This is a genomic window from Dyella flava (genome assembly GCF_016904955.1).
GTDB classification, from domain to species: domain Bacteria; phylum Pseudomonadota; class Gammaproteobacteria; order Xanthomonadales; family Rhodanobacteraceae; genus Dyella_B; species Dyella_B flava.
The window spans coordinates 262,228-281,239 of the sequence record NZ_JADIKE010000036.1; the positions used below are offsets into that span (position 1 = coordinate 262,228).

The 19,012-nt window shown below is 59.0% G+C and carries 7 protein-coding genes; all 7 read left to right on the forward strand.

Annotated elements, in window-relative coordinates; translation table 11 throughout:
• Positions 1-79: 79 nt before the first annotated feature.
• The 7 genes from ISP19_RS12620 (at position 80) to ISP19_RS12650 (ending at position 18,965) form a co-directional block, all read left to right on the forward strand.
• Positions 80-3,160, forward strand: coding sequence for a TonB-dependent receptor plug domain-containing protein (locus ISP19_RS12620; protein ID WP_204682713.1), 3,081 nt, complete (start codon positions 80-82; stop codon positions 3,158-3,160).
• A gap of 201 nt (positions 3,161-3,361) precedes the next feature.
• Complete coding sequence (locus tag ISP19_RS12625) at positions 3,362-6,454, forward strand: TonB-dependent receptor plug domain-containing protein (protein ID WP_204682721.1); 3,093 nt, start codon at positions 3,362-3,364, stop codon at positions 6,452-6,454.
• A 727-nt stretch (positions 6,455-7,181) separates the two neighbouring features.
• Positions 7,182-10,235 (forward strand): TonB-dependent receptor plug domain-containing protein, encoded by a 3,054-nt coding sequence (locus ISP19_RS12630; RefSeq protein ID WP_204682723.1) that lies wholly within the window; start codon positions 7,182-7,184, stop codon positions 10,233-10,235.
• 346 nt (positions 10,236-10,581) lie between these two features.
• On the forward strand, positions 10,582-13,695 hold the full coding sequence (locus ISP19_RS12635) for a TonB-dependent receptor plug domain-containing protein (RefSeq protein WP_204682725.1): 3,114 nt from the start codon (positions 10,582-10,584) through the stop codon (positions 13,693-13,695).
• A 597-nt stretch (positions 13,696-14,292) separates the two neighbouring features.
• On the forward strand, positions 14,293-14,646 hold the full coding sequence (locus ISP19_RS12640; RefSeq protein ID WP_204682727.1) for a hypothetical protein: 354 nt from the start codon (positions 14,293-14,295) through the stop codon (positions 14,644-14,646).
• 546 nt (positions 14,647-15,192) lie between these two features.
• Positions 15,193-15,465, forward strand: coding sequence for an XAC0095 family protein (locus ISP19_RS12645; RefSeq protein ID WP_204682729.1), 273 nt, complete (start codon positions 15,193-15,195; stop codon positions 15,463-15,465).
• A gap of 389 nt (positions 15,466-15,854) precedes the next feature.
• The gene (locus tag ISP19_RS12650; protein ID WP_204682736.1) at positions 15,855-18,965 is read left to right on the forward strand and encodes a TonB-dependent receptor plug domain-containing protein; all 3,111 of its coding nucleotides are present in this window, start codon (positions 15,855-15,857) and stop codon (positions 18,963-18,965) included.
• Positions 18,966-19,012 lie beyond the last annotated feature (47 nt).

A 19,012-nucleotide genomic window follows, 5' to 3' on the forward strand; every position in this document is an offset into this window, starting at 1 on the left:
GAACATACAGCATCATAAAATCGCTCTCGCGATCCGCACGGCGTTGATCCTGGGTAGCTGTGCATTAACGACGATCGCTGTGGCTCAAACATCAACGCCCAATCAACCGAGCGGTGCCAGCCAAGCGACCGGCGCACAGACGCAAACCACTCCACCTCCACCACCCACCGGCACCCCGCCTCCGCCACCGCCGCCATCCAATAAGACCATCACCCTGCAAGGTGTAACCGTCACCGGTTCGTTGATTCGCAGTGTGGACGTGGAAACGGCGCAACCCGTAACAGAACTTTCGCACGAAGCGCTGCAACAGCAAGGCTTCGTCACGGTTGGGCAGATTCTGAACAACGTCACTTCGGTAGGCTCGTCAGGCACGAGTACTCAGAGTGCCTTGGGCAACATCGTCGGTCAGTACGCCAGCCTGCGCGGACTTGGCGCGCCTCGCACCCTGGTGCTTGTTGATGGCCAGCGCTACACCACTGACATCTTCGGCCAGACCGACCTCAGCACCATTCCCAGTTCGCTGATCGATCACGTCGAAATCCTGCAGGACGGCGCGTCGGCGATCTATGGTTCGGACGCCATCTCAGGCGTGATCAACATCATCACCAAGAAGGATTTTGATGGTGTACAGCTCGACACGTACAACAGCACATATCAACCGGACCATGACGGCAACATCGGCCAATTCAGCCTGACCGGCGGCAAGAAGTTTTCACGCGGCTCGTTCATCGCCAACTTTACGGCGCAGAACCAGGGCGCGCTCAACGCGCCGGATCGCCCATACAGCAGGTACGGCTTTTTCAGCTTTGGCCCGAACTATCCGCAGGCAGTAGGCCCTTCGCCTTATGGCCAGATCCTTGGCGCGATCAATCCTGCGACCGGGCAACCAGTCAGTGTTCCGGCGCTGAACAATTCCATGGTTAACGGCATCCCGGCGCCGTTGATCGTCAATGCCGGCGGCAACGGCATGAATCTCGCCGACTACCATCCGGACACGTTCGGCCTCGAGTATCCATCACCCACCTTCAATAACGACTACACCAACGGCTCGTTCCTCAATACGCTGGTACCGAGCAGCCGGCTGCGTTCGTTTACCTTGAAGGGCGATTACAAGATCACCGATCACATCACTGCCAATTTCACCGGCACGTACAACACCAACAATTCGTACGTGATGATCGGCGGTTATCCATTAAGTTCGTCGACGCCGGTCAACGGCGCCAACCTGGCCAAGGCACTGGGACTGCCGGCAGGCACCTTCCCCGCCACGTATTTCCCGGTGCTCTCGTCGCAGAGTTACTACAACCCGCTGCCCGGCGATAACCTGCAGTTCTCGCTACCACTGCTCTATCCCAACCGTTCTGACGACAACAAGATCAAGCAGGCCGGCTTCCGCGTTGGCCTGGAAGGCGACTTCGAGATCGGCGAGAACGAGTTCAACTGGGATGCGGGCTACAGCGACTATCGCTATGACCAATCCAGTTTTGGCCCCGGCAACCTCAACCTGGTCAACGCCTATCTGGGACTGGGCCCGTCCTTCCTGGATTCGGCCGGCCAGGTCGTGTGCGGCACGCCGGGTCATGTGATCGCCGGTTGCGTACCAGTCAATCCGTTCTCAGGCTCAGGCGGCCTGACCCCGGCTCAAATCAATTACCTCAATATCATTGCCGGCACGCGCTCCTTCAGCGAAAACCGTACGGTGGACGCCAACTTGAGCGGCGACATCTGGACCCTTCCCGAGTCCCTGGGTTCGGGTGACGCCACCTTTGCCTTCGGCGTCAGTCACCGCGATGTCAGCGGCGCCGCCACGCCGGACGAATACACGCAGGAAGGACTCAACACCAACCTGCAGCAGAACCCGGGCGAGGGTTCGTACGGTGTCGGCGAAGCGTACGTCGAACTTAACGTGCCGCTATTGAAGGATATGGCCGGTGCGCAGCTATTGGATTTCGACGTTGCGCACCGCTTCTCGCACTACACCGACTTCGGCACCACCAACAACAACCAGTACAAGATTTCGTGGAAGCCGATCAACGACCTGCTGATCCGCGGCAGCTATGGCACCGGCTTCCGCGCGCCGTCGATCGCCAACTTGTACGGCGGCAATATGCAGAGCTTCACGACGTACACCGATCCGTGCGACGTCAACTTCGGCCTCACCGGCAATCCAGTCGTTGAACAACGCTGCTTGGCCGGCATCGGCAGCCTTGCCGGCGTCGGCCCCGGCTTCACCCAGCTCACGTCTTCGGGCGTGCCGGTCTCCGGCCCCAATTCGATCAGCGCCACGCCGTACTACACCGGCGCCAACTCGCAATTGAAGCCTGAAACGTCCACCAGCTGGACCGGCGGTATCGTGTACAGCCCGAGCTGGGCGACCGGCTTCAACGTCACCGCGGATTACTATCGCATCCGTGTCGACAACATCATCACCCTGCCGACCGCCACCAGCATTGCGGATAACTGCTACCTGCTGGGCATCCTGCAACAGTGCGATCAGTTCCAGCGCAACGGTAGCGGTCAAATTGTCAACCTGCTGCAGGCGCTGATCAACGAAGGCTTCCTGGAAGAACGCGGCGAAGACGTCAGCATCAGCTATCTGTTCCCGGATACACCGGTGGGCAAATTCAAGGTCGACGCCAGCGGCACCTATATCCAGTCGCTGCGCGAACAGGCGGTGGCGGGCGGACCGGTGATTTCCAACACCCTGGGCAGTTACGACACGGTGCTTGGCCCGATCTGGCGTACGCGTGTCACGACCAACCTCAACTGGAGCTATCGCGGTTTTGGCGCCACCTGGACCGTCCGCTACTACTCCTCGCTGTCGGAGTCATGCCATCCCGACAACCCGCTGTTGAATGAAAACTTCCCCTGCAACAATCCGACCCTGGATCTGGTTAATTCACCCACCGGCATACAGCGTCAGGGCGCGCTGGCGTTCAACGACCTGCAGCTGAGCTGGGATGCACCCTGGCACGGCCGCATCGCCGTAGGCGCCACCGACATCTTCAATCGCACAGCACCACTGTCGTATACCGGCGTATACAGCATCGCCGGTCCGCTTGGTCCAACCGGTACCGACGGTTTCAGCCAATATCCGTACAACCCGCTGTATGACATTGGCCGCGTGATCTATTTGAAATACTCGCAGAAGTTCTTCTGATCTGCCGACAGGCTCTCGACTTCGCGATGCAATTTACTGTCCCTCTCCCTAGTGGGAGAGGGACAGGCTGAGGAATCTTGCGACGTATGCTGATCGGTGCGTCGCTTTGATGAAGCGCACGCAGACCAGGGGGAGTTTTAAAAAACGGGCAAGTCAGCCGTGGCGTGCATTGACCATCACGCAACCCTGGGGAGCACGACCTTGAACATTCAGCAACAAAAAATCGCTCACGCGATTCGCATGGCATTGGTATTAGGTAGCTGTGGATTTGCGACCATAGCCGCGGCGCAGACCGCAACCTCCAGCCAACAACCCCCTGCAACCACGCCGCAGTCGACCACGCAATCGTCGTCGGCACCACCGCAAAACGCCGCACCCGCGCAGCCCAACAAGACCGTGACCCTGCAGGGCGTCACCGTTACCGGCTCGCTGATTCGCAGTGTGGATGTGGAAACGGCCCAGCCGGTTACCGAGCTTTCGCATGAAGCACTGCAGCAGCAGGGCTTCGTCAGCGTCGGCCAGATTCTGCAGAACGTACCGTCGGTCGGTTCGTCCGGCACCAGTAACCAAAGTTCACTGGGCGACATCGTCGGCGAATACGCCAGCCTGCGTGGCCTGGGTGCGACGCGCACCTTGATCCTGGTGGACGGCCAGCGCTACACCACCGACATCTTCGGCCAGACCGATCTCAGCACGATTCCCAGTTCGCTGATCGACAGCGTGGAAATCCTGCAGGACGGCGCATCGTCCGTCTACGGCTCCGACGCGATCGCGGGCGTGATCAACATCCACACCAAGAATGTGAATGGCCTGTACCTGGATACCTACAACAGCACCTACTCGCCCGGTAACTATGGCAAGCAGAGCCAGTTCAGCCTGACCGGCGGCCACAAGTTCAAGCGCGGCGACATCACCTTCAACGTGACGGTGCAGAACATCGACCAGATCTATGCGAGCCAAGTCTGGTTCAGCAAGTATGGCTATGGCAGCGTGCCGCAATACCCACAGAGCGAGCAGGCTTCCGATTACGGCACCATCCTGGGCATCAATGGCACGCCACTCGCCAACCCGTTGACGGTCAATGCCGGCCAGAACGGACTGAATATCGCCAACTACCACGTCAATACGTTTGGCGTGCAATATCCAAGCCCCTATTTCTCCAACGACTATGCCAATTCCGCGGCGCTGGAGACGCTCCAACCGGATAACAAGCTGCGTTCGTACTTTCTGAAGGGCGATTACGACCTGACGGATCACATCAAGGCGACCTTCACCGGCACCTACAATACCAACAACGCCACCGACTTCTACGGCGGCTATCCGTTGAGTTCACTGACGCCAGCCAATGGCGTGAACCTGGCCAGGGCGCTGGGCCTGCCCGCCGGCAGCCTTGGCGGAGCCTGGTTCCCTGCCTTGTCGCCGAACAGCTTTTACAACCCGCTGCCCGGTAACAGCCTGCAGTTCAGCCTGCCGCTGTACGAGCCCAACCGTTACACGATCAACAACATCAAGCAGTACGGTTTCCGTGTTGGCCTGGAAGGCGACTTCACGGTAGGCGAGAACGAGTTCAACTGGGATGCGGGCTATAGCGACTACCGCTACATCCAGGACATGGGTGGTCCCGGCAACCTGAACCTGGTCCACCTTTACAACGCGATCGGCCCATCCTTCATGAACGCCTCGGGTCAAGTGGTGTGCGGTACGCCGGGTAATGTGATTGCCGGCTGCGTACCGCTCAATCCGTTCTCCGGCTCGGGCGGCCTGACTCCCGCCGAGATCAACTATCTCAACTACACCTTCTTCACCCACTCCTGGAGCGAGCAGCGCCAGGTCCAGGCCAACATCAGCGGCGACATGTTCACCTTGCCGCAAGCGCTTGGCGAAGGTGACACGACCTTCGCTTTCGGTGTCGATCACCGCGACGTGTCCGGCGCCGTCACGCCCGATCCCTACACGGAGCAAGGTCTCAACACCAACCTGCAGCAGAATCCGGGCGAAGGTTCGTATGGCATCAACGAAGCGTACGCGGAAGTCAACATGCCGCTGCTGAAGGATCTGCCCGGCGCGCAGCTGCTGGACTTCGACGTCTCGCATCGCTTATCGCACTACACCAACTTCGGTACCACCAACAACAACTCCTACAAGCTGTCGTGGAAGCCGATCAATGATCTATTGGTCCGCGCCAGCTACGGCACCGGCTTCCGTGCGCCGTCGATTTCCAATCTGTACGGCGGCACGATGCAGAGCTTCACCAGCTACACCGATCCCTGCGACGTCGTGTACGGCTACACCAGCAATCCGGTTGTCGAGCAGCGTTGCCTGAGCGGTATCGGCAACCTGGCCGGCGTCGGCGCGAACTTCCACCAGCTCAATACCAATGGCGTGCCGGTCAGCAGTCCCAACAGCCCCAGCACTACTCCGTACTTCACGGGCGCCAATCCCAATCTGAAACCGGAAACGTCGAAGAACTATACCGCCGGTATCGTCTATAGCCCGAGCTGGCTGGACGGCTTCAATATCACGGCCGACTACTACCGCATCCGCGTCGACAACATCATTACGCTGCCGTCGGCCAACAGCATCTTGAACAACTGCTACATCCTGGGCGAATTGCAGCAGTGCGGTCAGTTCCAGCGCTCGGCGACGAATGGCCAGGTCATCAATCTGCTGCAGGCAGTGACCAATGAAGGCTTCATCGACGAACGTGGCACCGACATCGGGCTGAGCTATATCTTCCCGGATACCCCGTTCGGCAAGTTCAAGATCGATACCACCGGCACCTACATCAATTCGTTGTATGAGCAGACCGCGGTGCCTGGTCCGGTGGTTTCCTACAACCTGGGCACCTACGATCCGATCCTCGGCCCGGTGTGGCGATTCCGCGATACCACCAATATCAACTGGAGCTGGAGGAGCTTCAGCGCCACCTGGACGGTCCGCTACTACTCCTCGCTGTCGGAGTCCTGCCGCCCGGATGCCCCGCAACTGGAAATGTATTTCCCGTGCGACAACATCAACGGCAACGTGCAGGGTGAGGGAGCCGGCCTGTATCGTCAGGGTGCGCTGGCGTTCAACGACCTGCAGATCAGCTGGAAGGCACCGTGGAAGGGTCAGATTTCGCTGGGTGCGACCGACGTCTTCAACCGCCACGCACCGCTCACCTACACCGGTGCCGAAAGCGTGATCGGACCGTTGGGCCCAACTGGCACCGACGGTTTTACGTCGCAAGCCTACAACCCGTCCTACGACATCGGCCGCGTGATCTACCTGAAGTACTCGCAGAAGTTGTTCTGATCTGCTGATCGGGATCGACACTTCGCGATGCAATGTCCTGCCCCTCTCCTTGATGGGAGAGGGGCAGGCTGAGGAATCTTGCGACGCATGCTGATCGCTGCGTCGCCTCAATGAAACGCACGAGCGCGGCCATGCCGCGCTTTTTTATTGCACATACCTGATGGGCCATGCATCACACACGTCGTGCCCGCTCATCTACCAAGTGGGAAAGCATGGTCAGTGCGCACTTGGTATGGACGGCTATATGCCGTTTTCACATAACCCGGGATACAACGTCGACCATCATTCATTTGAAACATGGCCAGCCGTTGCTCTGATCCTGTTATCCCTCCGGCGAGGTTACGAGGCCCCGTTGGCCAGTTTCGCGCTCAACGGGGGCGGCTCGGTTGTGACATTTTTCTTCGCCAGATTGTCTTTGGACGCCTTCTCGATTAGCAAAAAATTAGCTTTCGTGTGGCTTACGGCCATAAGTCATTAATTTTTAATATGTTATTTATTACGAATTGTCGTAATAACTTGCTTGTCGATTTTCTATGTAATTTTCGTGTATGACTTTCGGCACGGCTTTGTGCATGACTTTCGGCACGGGTTGCGGCTAGCTGGGGACGCTAGCCGGGGGAGTTTTGAAAAAGCAGGCAGGGATCCGCTGACGTGTAATCACCATCACGTGACTCTGGGGAGTATCACTTTGAAAATTCAGCAGCAAAAAATCGCTCATGCGATTCGCATGGCGTTGGTTTGGGGTAGCTGTGGATTCGCGACCATAGCCGCGGCGCAGACCGCAACCTCCACCCAACAACCGCCAGCGAACACTTCGCAGCCGGGCGCGCAGGCTCAGTCGGCCACGCCGGCACCCGCGCCCGCCAACAACAAGACCGTGACCCTGCAGGGCATCACCGTCACCGGTTCGCTGATTCGCAGCGTGGACGTGGAAACCGCCCAGCCGGTTACCGAACTCTCGCATGAAGCACTGCAGCAGCAGGGCTTCGTCAGCGTCGGCTCGATTCTGCAGAACGTGCCGTCGGTGGGTTCTTCCGGCACCAGCGATAACAGCTCGCTCGGCGGCATCGTCGGTCAGTACGCGAGCCTTCGCGGTCTGGGTGCTCCGCGCACACTGATCCTCGTCGACGGCGAACGCTACACCACCGATATCTTCGGCCAGACCGACCTCAGCACCATTCCCAGCTCGTTGATTGACAGCGTGGACATCCTGCAGGACGGCGCATCGTCGATTTACGGTTCCGACGCTATTGCAGGCGTGATCAATATCCACACCAAGAGTGTGGAAGGTCTTTATCTCGACACGTACAACAGCACGTATTCACCGGGTAACTATGGCAAGCAAAGCCAGTTCAGCCTGACCGGTGGCCATAAGTTCTCGCGCGGCTCGTTCACCTTCAACGCGACCGTGCAGAACATCAATCAGATCCTGTCCAGCGAAGCCTGGTTCAGTAAAAACGGCTATTTCAGCTTCCCGAACATGCCGGCCACGGTGGGACCATCCGATTACGGCACCATCACCGGGGTAAACGGCACGCCGCTCTCCGCCCCGTTGACGGTCAACATGGGCCAGAACGGGCAGGATATCGCCAACTACCACGTCAACACGTTCGGCGTTCAATATCCGACGCCGTATTACGCCAACGACTATTACAACTCGGCGGGACTGGAAACGTTGCAGCCGGATAACCGCCTGCGGTCGTACACGTTGAAAGGTGATTTCAAAGTCACCGACCACATCACGGCGAAGTTCACCGGCACCTACAACACCAACGACGCTACCGACTATATTGGCGGCTATCCGGTGAGCTCGCTGACGCCGGCCAACGGCGCGAACCTGGCCAAGGCACTGGGCCTGCCTGCCGGCAGCCTCGGTACGGTCTGGTTCCCGTCACTGTCGCCGAACAGTTATTACAACCCGCTGGCCAGCGCAGGCGACAGCGTGCAGTTCAGCCTGCCGCTGCAGGAGCCCAATCGCGTCGATAACAACAACCTCAAGCAGGAAGGCTTCCGCACCGGCCTCGAAGGCGACTTCACGCTGGGCGAGAATGAATTCAACTGGGACGCGAACTACAGCGATTATCGCTATATCCAGGACAGCGGTGGTCCCGGCAACTTGAACCTGGTGCATCTGTACGACGCCGTGGGTCCGTCCTTCATGAACGCCTCCGGCCAGGTGGTGTGCGGTACGCCGGGCAATGTGATCGCCGGTTGCGTACCGCTCAATCCGTTCTCCGGCCAAGGCGGCCTGACTCCAGCCGAGATCAACTACCTCAACTACACCTTCTTCACCCACTCGTGGAGCCAGCAGCGTGAAGTCAAGACCGACTTGAGCGGCGACATGTTCACCTTGCCGCAGTCGCTGGGCCAAGGTGATGCCACGTTCGCAATCGGCGCGGACCACCGCGATGTTTCCGGCGGTGTCACTCCCGATAGCTATACGCAGCAGGGCTTGAACACCAACCTGCAGCAGAATCCGGGTGAGGGTTCGTACGGCATCAACGAAGCGTACGCCGAAGTCAACCTGCCGCTGCTGAAGGATCTGACCGGCGCGCAGTTGCTGGACTTCGACGTCTCGCACCGCCTTTCGCATTACACCAACTTCGGCACCACCAACAACAACTCCTACAAGTTGTCGTACAAGCCGATCGATGACCTGCTGGTTCGCGCCAGCTACGGCACCGGCTTCCGTGCGGGTTCGATCTCCAACCTGTACGGCGGCACGATGCAGAGCTTCACCAGCTACACCGACCCGTGCGACGTCAACTTCGGCTACACCAGCAACCCGGTCGTCGAGCAGCGCTGCTTGAACGGCTTCGCGAACCTGCCGGCCGTCGGTCCGGGCTTCACCCAGCTCAACACGAACGGCGTGCCGGTGACCAGCCCGAACAGCACCAGCACCACGCCTTTCTACACCGGCGCCAACCCCAACCTGAAACCGGAAACGTCGAAGAACTTCACGGCGGGTATCGTGTATAGCCCGAGCTGGTTCACGGGCTTCAACATCACGGCGGACTACTACCGCATCCGCGTCGACAACGTGATTACCTTGCCGTCCGCGAACAGCATCCTGGACAACTGCTACATCCTGGGCGAAGCCCAGGAGTGTGCGCAGTTCCAGCGCTCTGCGACCAACGGCCAGGTCATCAACCTGTTGCAGGCGGTGATCAACGAAGGCTTCATCGACGAGCACGGCGCCGACTTGACGATGAGCTACCTGTTCCCGGATACGCCGGTCGGCAAGTTCAAGATCGACACCAACGCCACCTACATCGCGGAACTGCGTGAGCAGGATGTCACCGGTGGCCCGGTGGTCGACTACAACATCGGCACCTACGATCCGATCCTCGGTCCGGTGTGGCGCTTCCGCGACACTACCAACATCAACTGGAGCTGGAAGGACTTCAGCGCCACGTGGACGATCCGTTACTTCTCGCCGCTGTCGGAATCCTGCCGTCCGGATGTACCGGAACTCGACGAATACTTCCCGTGCACCAATCCCAATGGCAATGTGCAGGGGCAGGAATCGGGTCAGTATCGTCAAGGCGCGCTGGCCTTCAACGACCTGCAGCTCAGTTGGAAGGCGCCGTGGAAGGGTCAGATCTCGCTGGGTGCCACGGACATCTTCAACCGCCGCGCGCCCTTCACCTACATCGGTGCTGAAAGCGTGATCGGTCCGTTGGGCCCGACCGGTACGGATGGCTATACGCAGTTCCCGTACAACCCGCAGTACGACTTCGGCCGCGTGATCTACCTGAAGTACTCCCAGCAGTTGTTCTGATTCTGCTGACGCTCCGGCGGGGTGTTGGACACCCTGCCCGGAGTCTTGGTCGCACCCCCAGGGCACGGCTTGGCCGTGCCCTTTTTTTGTGACATCTAGTGCTTAGACACCTTTCGGGGCTAGCAAAAATTTAGCTTTCATTTTGCTGACGATTTCAAATAGTTGATTTTGAAAGCATTATTTCTTACGAATCGTCGTAATTCCTTGCTGCTCGATTTTTTATGTAATTTTCGTGTATGAACTGCGTTACGGATTGCGGCTTTCCCACTGACGCAAACCACAGGGAGCTTGATCAAAAGGGGCAGGGACTAGCTGGCTAGTAATCACCACTTTGGGGAGTACGACCTTGAAAATTCAGCAGCAAAAGATCGCTCATGCGGTACGCATGGCGTTGGTATTAGGTAGCTATGGACTGGCGACCGTGGCTGCGGCGCAAACCGCAACCACCAGCCAGCAACCTGCGACCCCGTCGCAGTCGACCGCGCAGACCCAGTCGGCCACGCCGGCACCCGCGCAGTCCAACAACAAGACCGTGACGCTGCAGGGCATCACCGTCACCGGTTCGCTGATTCGCAGCGTAGACGTGGAAACCGCTCAGCCGGTTACCGAGCTTTCGCATGAAGCACTGCAGCAGCAGGGTTTCGTCAGCGTTGGCCAGATTCTCGCCAACGTGCCGTCGGTGGGCTCCGCCGGTACCAGTAACCAGAGCTCGCTGGGCGACATCGTCGGTCAGTACGCCAGCCTTCGCGGCCTCGGTGCCACGCGCACCCTGATCCTGGTCGACGGTCAGCGCTACACCACCGACATCTTTGGCCAGACCGACCTCAGCACGCTGCCCAGCTCAGTGATCGACAGCGTTGAAATCCTGCAGGACGGCGCTTCGTCGATTTACGGCTCCGACGCTATCGCGGGCGTGATCAACATTCACACCAAGACCGTGAATGGCCTGTACCTCGACACGTACAACAGCACCTACTCGCCGGGCAACTACGGCAAGCAGAACCAGTTCAGCCTGACCGGTGGTCACAAGTGGTCGCGTGGCGACATCACCTTCAACATCACCGCGCAGAACATCAACCAGATCATGGCCAACCAGGGCTGGTTCAGTAGGTACGGCTACGCCAGCCTGCCGGGTTACCCGCAGACGCAGGGTCCGTCGGATTACGGTCAGATCCTTGGCGCCACTGGGCCCAATGGTCAGCCGGTAAACGTCCCTGGGCTGGTCAACGGTGTTCCGTTGATCGTGAACGCGGGCGGCAACGGCATGAATATCGCCAACTACCATCCCGACACGTTTGGCGTGCAATACCCGTCGGCCACCTTTGCCAACGACTACGGCAACTCCGCGGGTCTGGAAACCCTCACGCCTGACAACCGTCTGCGTTCGTACTTCCTGAAGGGTGACTACGACATCACGGATCACATCAAGGCGACCTTCACCGGCACCTACAACACCAACAACGCCACCGACTACATCGGCGGCTATCCGCTTGGCTCGAACACGCCCGCCAACGGTGCGAATCTGGCCAACGCGCTCGGCCTGCCGGCCGGCAGCCTCGGCAGCGCCTGGTTCCCGACCCTGTCGCCGAACAGTTATTACAACCCGCTGCCCGGCAACAGCGTGAGCTTTGAACTGCCGTTGATGGAGCCTAACCGCGTCACCGTCAACAACATCAAGCAGTACGGTTTCCGCGCCGGCCTGGAAGGCGACTTCTCGCTGGGCGAAAACGAATTCAACTGGGATGCGGGCTACAGCGACTACCGCTACATTCAAGACTTTGGCGGCGGCGGCAACCTGAACCTGGTGCATCTGTACGACGCGCTGGGTCCGTCCTTCATGGGTGCCAACGGCCAGGTGCAATGCGGCACGCCAGGCAACGTGATCGCCGGGTGCGTACCGCTCAATCCGTTCTCCGGCCAGGGTGGCCTGACCCCGGCTGAAGAAAACTACCTGAACTACAACTTCTTCACGCACTCGTGGAGCGAGCAGCGCCAGGTTCAAGCCAACATCAGCGGCGACATGTTTACCTTGCCGCAGTTCCTGGGTGAAGGTGACGCGACCTTCGCGTTCGGTGTCGATCACCGCGACGTGTCCGGTGGCGTGACTCCCGACATTTACACGCAGGAAGGTCTCAACACCAACCTGCAGCAGAACCCGGGTGAAGGTTCGTACGGCATCAATGAGGCCTATGCCGAGTTGAACATCCCGCTGCTGAAGGATCTGCCGGGCGCGCAGCTGCTGGACTTCGACGTCTCGCATCGCCTCTCGCACTACACCAACTTCGGCACCACCAACAACAACTCGTACAAGCTCTCCTGGAAGCCGATCGATGACCTGCTGGTTCGCGCCAGCTACGGCACTGGCTTCCGTGCACCGTCGATTTCCAATCTGTACGGCGGCACGATGCAGAGCTTCACCAACTACACCGATCCGTGCGACGTCAACTACGGCCTGACCGGTAATCCGGTGGTCGAACAGCGTTGCCTGGCCGGTATCGGCAGCCTGAAGGGTGTGGGTCCGGGCTTCACGCAGCTCACCGCAACCGGCATCCCGGTTACCGGTCCCTTCGGTGAAAGCGCAACGCCGTTCTTTACCGGCGCCAACCCGAACCTGAAGCCGGAAACGTCCAAGAACTTCACCTACGGCTTCGTCTACAGCCCGAGCTACCTGACCGGCTTGAACGTGAATGTCGATTACTATCGCATTCGCATCGACAACGTCATCACTTTGCCGGCGGCCAACAGCATTCTCGACAACTGCTATGTGCTGGGCGAGCTCAACGAGTGTGACCAGTTCCAGCGTTCGTCGACCGGCCAGGTCGTCAACCTGCTGCAGGCGGTGGTCAACCAGGGCTTTATCGATGAACGCGGCGCCGACTTTGGTGCGAGCTACACCTTCCCGGATACCCCGGTCGGCAAGTTCAAGATCGACACCACGGCTACCTACATCACTTCGCTGGCTGAACAGGATGCACCTGGCGATCCGGTGGTCAGATACGACGTCGGCACCTACGATCCGGTCCTCGGCCCGGTATGGCGCTTCCGCGACACCACCAACTTCAACTGGAGCTGGAAGGACTTCAGCGCCACGTGGACGACGCGCTTCTACTCCTCGCTGCGCGAGACCTGCCACCCCGATAACCCGAACCTGGCAATCTACTTCCCGTGCACCGATCCCAACGGTATCGTGCAGGGCAACGTGGGCTCCGGTCTGTATCGTCAGGGCGGCCTGGCCTTCAACGACCTGCAGGTCAGCTGGAAGGCACCGTGGAAGGGCCAGATCTCGCTGGGCGCAACGGACATCTTCAACCGCCATGCTCCGCTCACCTACACCGGTGCAGAAAGCGTGATCGGTCCGTTGGGTCCGACCGGTACGGACGGTTTCACGGCGTTTGCCTACAACCCGTCCTACGACATCGGCCGCGTGATCTACCTGAAGTACTCGCAGCAGTTGTTCTAAGCGACACCCAGGAGGTGGTGAAAGCATCGGGTATCCCGGGCTTTCACCCTTCCCGGTCTACCAAGAACCCCAACACTCGCGTTTGCGAACCTGTTGGGGTTCTTTTTTTTGGCCATTGTGTTGTCAAAGCATGGGGATGCGCGGGTTGGGTTAGATAGGACGTGATAGGACTGCACGTGTTGCGTTCGAGATCTGCGGGTTCCCCACAGTGAATGCCGGAATGCAGTTTGGTAGACAGACGGTGGGTGTCACTATCAGATTTCCGAACGGCATAGGTGCACATTACCCACCTGGATTGACGATGACCCCATGATGATTCCCCTTACCCTTGGACTCTTTTTTCTATCTCCTAGCGCTTCCACGCCGTCGTGCGCGAACGCTGCGCAGACTGGCGCACATTTGCAATGGAGTGAGCCCGCGACCATCGTTGCGCCAAGTCATGGCTGGGAGGTAGAGGTGCATCCAGTGCTGACTTCTGACGAGAACCAGACGCCGGTTTCTCTTCGTGGATGTCAGGGAGGTGGCCCCTGGCCCCTATTTACTCTCCAACGAAGCGCCGAAATGTATTGGAGCCCGGGCAGCACGAGTTTGTTAGTGGTGAACGAGCCGTTGAGCGGCAGCAATCAGCTCCTGATGTTCGACGTAAAGTCATTGTCCGAAGGCAAGCAATTGCAGTCGCCTGGCAGGATCGATGAAGCAGTTAAGCACGTCTTGTCCAAGCAGCTGGAAGGCAAAAGACACATCGTGTCCTACCTGCCTCGCTTCGTATCTTGGAAGGACAGCAGCTTGGTGTTGGCAGTAGGAGGTGCGACCTCACCCGAAGGTGATGGTCCAATGACGCCCTACTGCTTCGGCCTATTGGTGAATAACAGCACGCTACAGGTGCAGGGCATCTTGCCTGCAGGAGAGCTGAAAACGAGGTTTGGTGCAGATTGCCAAATATCTCCTTAGCGTCCAAAACCGGACTGCTTCATTGATCATCCCAAATAAGGCAGTCTCTCTTCCCGGAGGGGGGAGAGTAAATGCGGTTCAACGCTTGGAGGGAGCGATTACGGCACGAAGGTGAGAGAAGGAAGAGTCAAAGTAGGGATTTTCCCGTCAACACCAATCAGCATCATCTGATACCGAAGCCCTTGCACTTCCGTAATCATGTGTATGTCGGACGTGCCCATCCACCGAGATGACCACGACACGTCCGACAAGTAGTGGAGTAATCGCGGATCGCCTGGGCAGCCACCCAAACGATCCGCTGGCCACAATCAACTGACTTGGAGTCAATTATGGTTACGCTCGATCTTACGGCACCCGCACGCCTTCGTGCCCCCGCCCTGGTGCATTCCCCCTACTCCACCGCTGCGCCGACGGCGCAATGTCGAGCCCCAAGTGGGTAATCGTCCTAGCGGAAGTGACAGATTCCGCTAAAAACGAGCAGGTTTTTCTTGCAGACCCTTCGCCCGCGCGCAATGCGCGGGCGACCTAAGCGCGTGGAGAACACCGATGGAAAGCACCTACATCGACCCGTTCGGGTTGAAGCACTACCTATTGTCCGAAGACGACTACATCGAACTGAAAAACCTTCAGCGCCTGCTGATGATCATGGCGAACGTCGCCAGCGACGAGGCGTCGCCTACCGACGAAGATGGCACCGTGATGATTCCCCGCTGGGAAATGCAACTCACCTTTCAGCTGATCAGCAGGCTGATTGGTGAGGCGCTGGAGCAATTGGAGCAGAACAACCGCATCGAACATCGGGACCACAAGCGGCATTGATCAAGCAAAGGCCAATGCAGGTCGGATAGGTTTGGGTAGGTTGGGTTAGCGCAGCGTAACCCAACGGATCTTCACCGAAGCGACAACCATCGTTGGGTTACGCGGAGCTAACCCAACCTACGCACCATGGCGCTTCGATATTGATTTGTCGGGTTACCCCCGGATCAAGTCCGGGTTAATCCTACCTACGTGAAGCTGACGCTCGCATCATCCTTAAATTGGCGCTACGAAATCGCGACGAATTGGTGCTCGATTTCTCGTTCGGCTGACGTATATGAATTGCATAGGTTGCGGTTCCCCAACTTGCCGCAGCCACGGGAACGTGTGCCCGAAAAACACGTGGAGTTGGCGGACGAGCCATTACCCAATGACATCGGGGAGGTAGCGCTGTGAACACTCAACAGCAAAAGATCGCGCTTGCGATACGTGCCGTCCTGGCGCTGGGCAGCGTAGCACTGACGGCAGCTGCATGGGCTCAGCAAACGAACGGAACCACGAGCGGACAAGCACCGGCACCTCAGACACAACCGCCACCGACTACGCCACCGCCCGCCGCGTTAAACCAAAGCAACTCCAAGACCCTGCAAGCCATTACCGTTACCGGCTCGCTGATTCGCAGCGTGGATGTGGAAACCGCCCAGCCGGTCACCGAGCTTTCGCACGAAGCGTTGCAGCAGCAGGGCTTCGTCAGCGTCGGCCAGATTCTGCAGAACGTGCCGTCGGTCGGTTCATCCGGCACCAGTAACCAGAGTGCGCTAGGCGACATCGTCGGCGAGTACGCCAGCCTGCGTGGCCTGGGTGCGACACGCACCTTGATCCTGGTGGACGGCCAACGCTACACCACCGATATCTTCGGCCAGACCGATCTCAGCACCATTCCCAGTTCGCTGATCGACAGCGTGGAAATCCTGCAGGACGGCGCATCGTCCGTCTACGGCTCCGACGCGATCGCGGGTGTGATCAACATCCACACCAAGAATGTGGATGGCTTGTATCTGGACACGTACAACAGCACTTACTCGCCTGGTAACTACGGCAAGCAAGACCAGTTCAGCCTGACTGGCGGACACAAGTTCAAGCGTGGTTCGTTCACCTTCAACGTGACCGTGCAGAACATCGACCAGATCCTGGCCAGCCAAGCGTGGTTCAGTCACTACGGATTCGCCAGCGTGCCGCAGTATCCGCAAACCATGCAGCCGTCGGATTACGGCACCATCACCGGCGCGGTCAATCCGGTCACCGGCCTGCCGCCACCCGGCCTGACCTTCCCGCCCTCGCTGACGGTGAACGCGGGGCAGAACGGGATGAATATCGCCAACTACCATCCCAGCACGTTTCTCATCCAGTACCCGAGCCCCTATTTCAACAACGACTATGCCAATTCCGCGCCGCTCGAATCGCTGGTGCCGGATAACCGGCTGCGTTCGTACACGCTGAAAGGCGATTACAAGATCACCGATCACATCACCGCGGTCTTTACCGGTACCTACAACACCAACAGCGCCACCAACCTCACCGGCGGCTATCCGCTGAGTTCGCAGACACCGGCCAATGGCGTGAATCTGGCCAACGCGCTCGGTTTGCCCGCGGGCAGCCTCGGTGGCGCCTGGTTCCCGGTGCTGTCGCCCAACAGCTACTACAACCCACTGCCGGGTTACGACACCTCGTTCACGCTGAACCTGCTGGATCCCAATCGCGTCACCTACAACAGCATCAAGCAGTATGGCTTTCGCACCGGGCTGGAAGGCGACTTCTCGATCGGCGAGAACGAATTCAACTGGGACGCCGGCTATAGCGATTACCGTTATATCGAGGACAGTGGCGGCCCCGGCAACTTGAACCTGGTGCACCTGTATTACGCCGTGGGCCCGTCCTTCATGGATGCTGCCGGTCAGGTCGTGTGCGGTACGCCGGGTCATGTGATTGCCGGTTGCGTGCCGCTCAATCCATTCTCCGGCGCTGGTGGACTTACGCCGGCCGAAATCAACTATCTCAACTACAGCTACTTCACCCACTCATGGAGCGAGCAACGCAATATCCAGGCGAATTTAAGCGGTGACATGTTCACCCTGCCCCAGTCCCTGGGCGAGGGTGACGCCACTTTCGCGGTCGGCGCCGATCATCGCGATGTCTCCGGCGCGGTCACGCCCGATCTCTACACGCAGGAAGGTCTCAATACCAACCTGCAGCAGAATCCCGGTGAGGGCTCGTACGGCATCAACGAAGCCTATGCGGAAATCAATGTGCCGCTGCTGAAGGATATGCCTGGCGCGCAGTTGCTGGACTTCGACGTCTCGCACCGCCTTTCGCACTACAGCAACTTCGGCACCACCAACAACAACTCCTACAAGCTTTCTTGGAAGCCGATCGATGACCTGCTGATCCGCGCCAGTTACGGCACCGGCTTCCGTGCACCGTCGATTTCCAATTTGTACGGCGGCACGATGCAGAGCTTTACCGCCTATACCGATCCCTGCGACGTCAATTTCGGTCTGACCGGCAATCCGGTGGTCGCACAGCGTTGCCTGCAAGGTTTTGGCGGGCTGCCGGGCGTCGGCCCCGGCTTCACCCAGCTTACCGTCACCGGCTCGCCGATCGCCGCGCCGAACAGCCCCAGCACCACGCCGTATTTCACCGGGGCCAATCCCAACCTGCGGCCGGAAACCTCCAAGAATTACACCGCGGGCATCGTCTACAGCCCGAGCTGGTTCAGCGGCTTCAACATCACGCTGGATGCGTATCGCATTCGCGTCGACAACATCATTACCCTGCCCACGGCCGACAGCATCCTGGATAACTGCTACCTGCTAGGCGAGCTACAGCAGTGCACGCAATTCCAGCGCTCCGCGACCAACGGCCAGGTCATCAACCTGTTGCAGGCGGTGGTCAACGAAGGTTTTGTGGATGAACGCGGCACCGACCTGACCGTCAGCTATCTGTTCCCGGAGACACGGGTCGGCAAGTTCAAGATCGACACCAATGGCACCTATATCAATTCGCTCAACGAGCAGGCCGTCGCCGGTGGTCCGGTGGTGTCCTACAACCTGGGTGCCTACGATCCGGTGCTTGGCCCGGTATGGCGCTTCCGCGACACCACCAATATCAACTGGAGCTACGGCAACTTCGGTGCGACCTGGACGATTCGCTACTACTCCTCGCTGCAGGAGCCTTGCCGCGAGGATCAGCCGGCGCTGTCCGAATACTTCCCCTGCACCAACATCAACGGCAACGTGCAGGGCACGCAAGCGGGCCTGTATCGCCAAGGGGCACTGGCCTTCAACGATCTGCAGCTGAACTGGAAGGCGCCATGGAAGGGCCAGATTGCGATCGGCGCCACCAATATTTTCAATCGCCGCGCGCCGCTCAGCTATGACGGTGTGCAAAACGTGTCCGGTCCGTTGGGCCCGACCGGCACCGACGGCTATACGGCCTTTTCCTATAACCCGCAGTACGACTTCGGTCGCGTGATCTATCTGAAGTACACGCAGCAGTTGTTCTAATGGAGCGTTTGCACTGCGTAACGCAGGTTGGTGTTGCGACCGGAGAT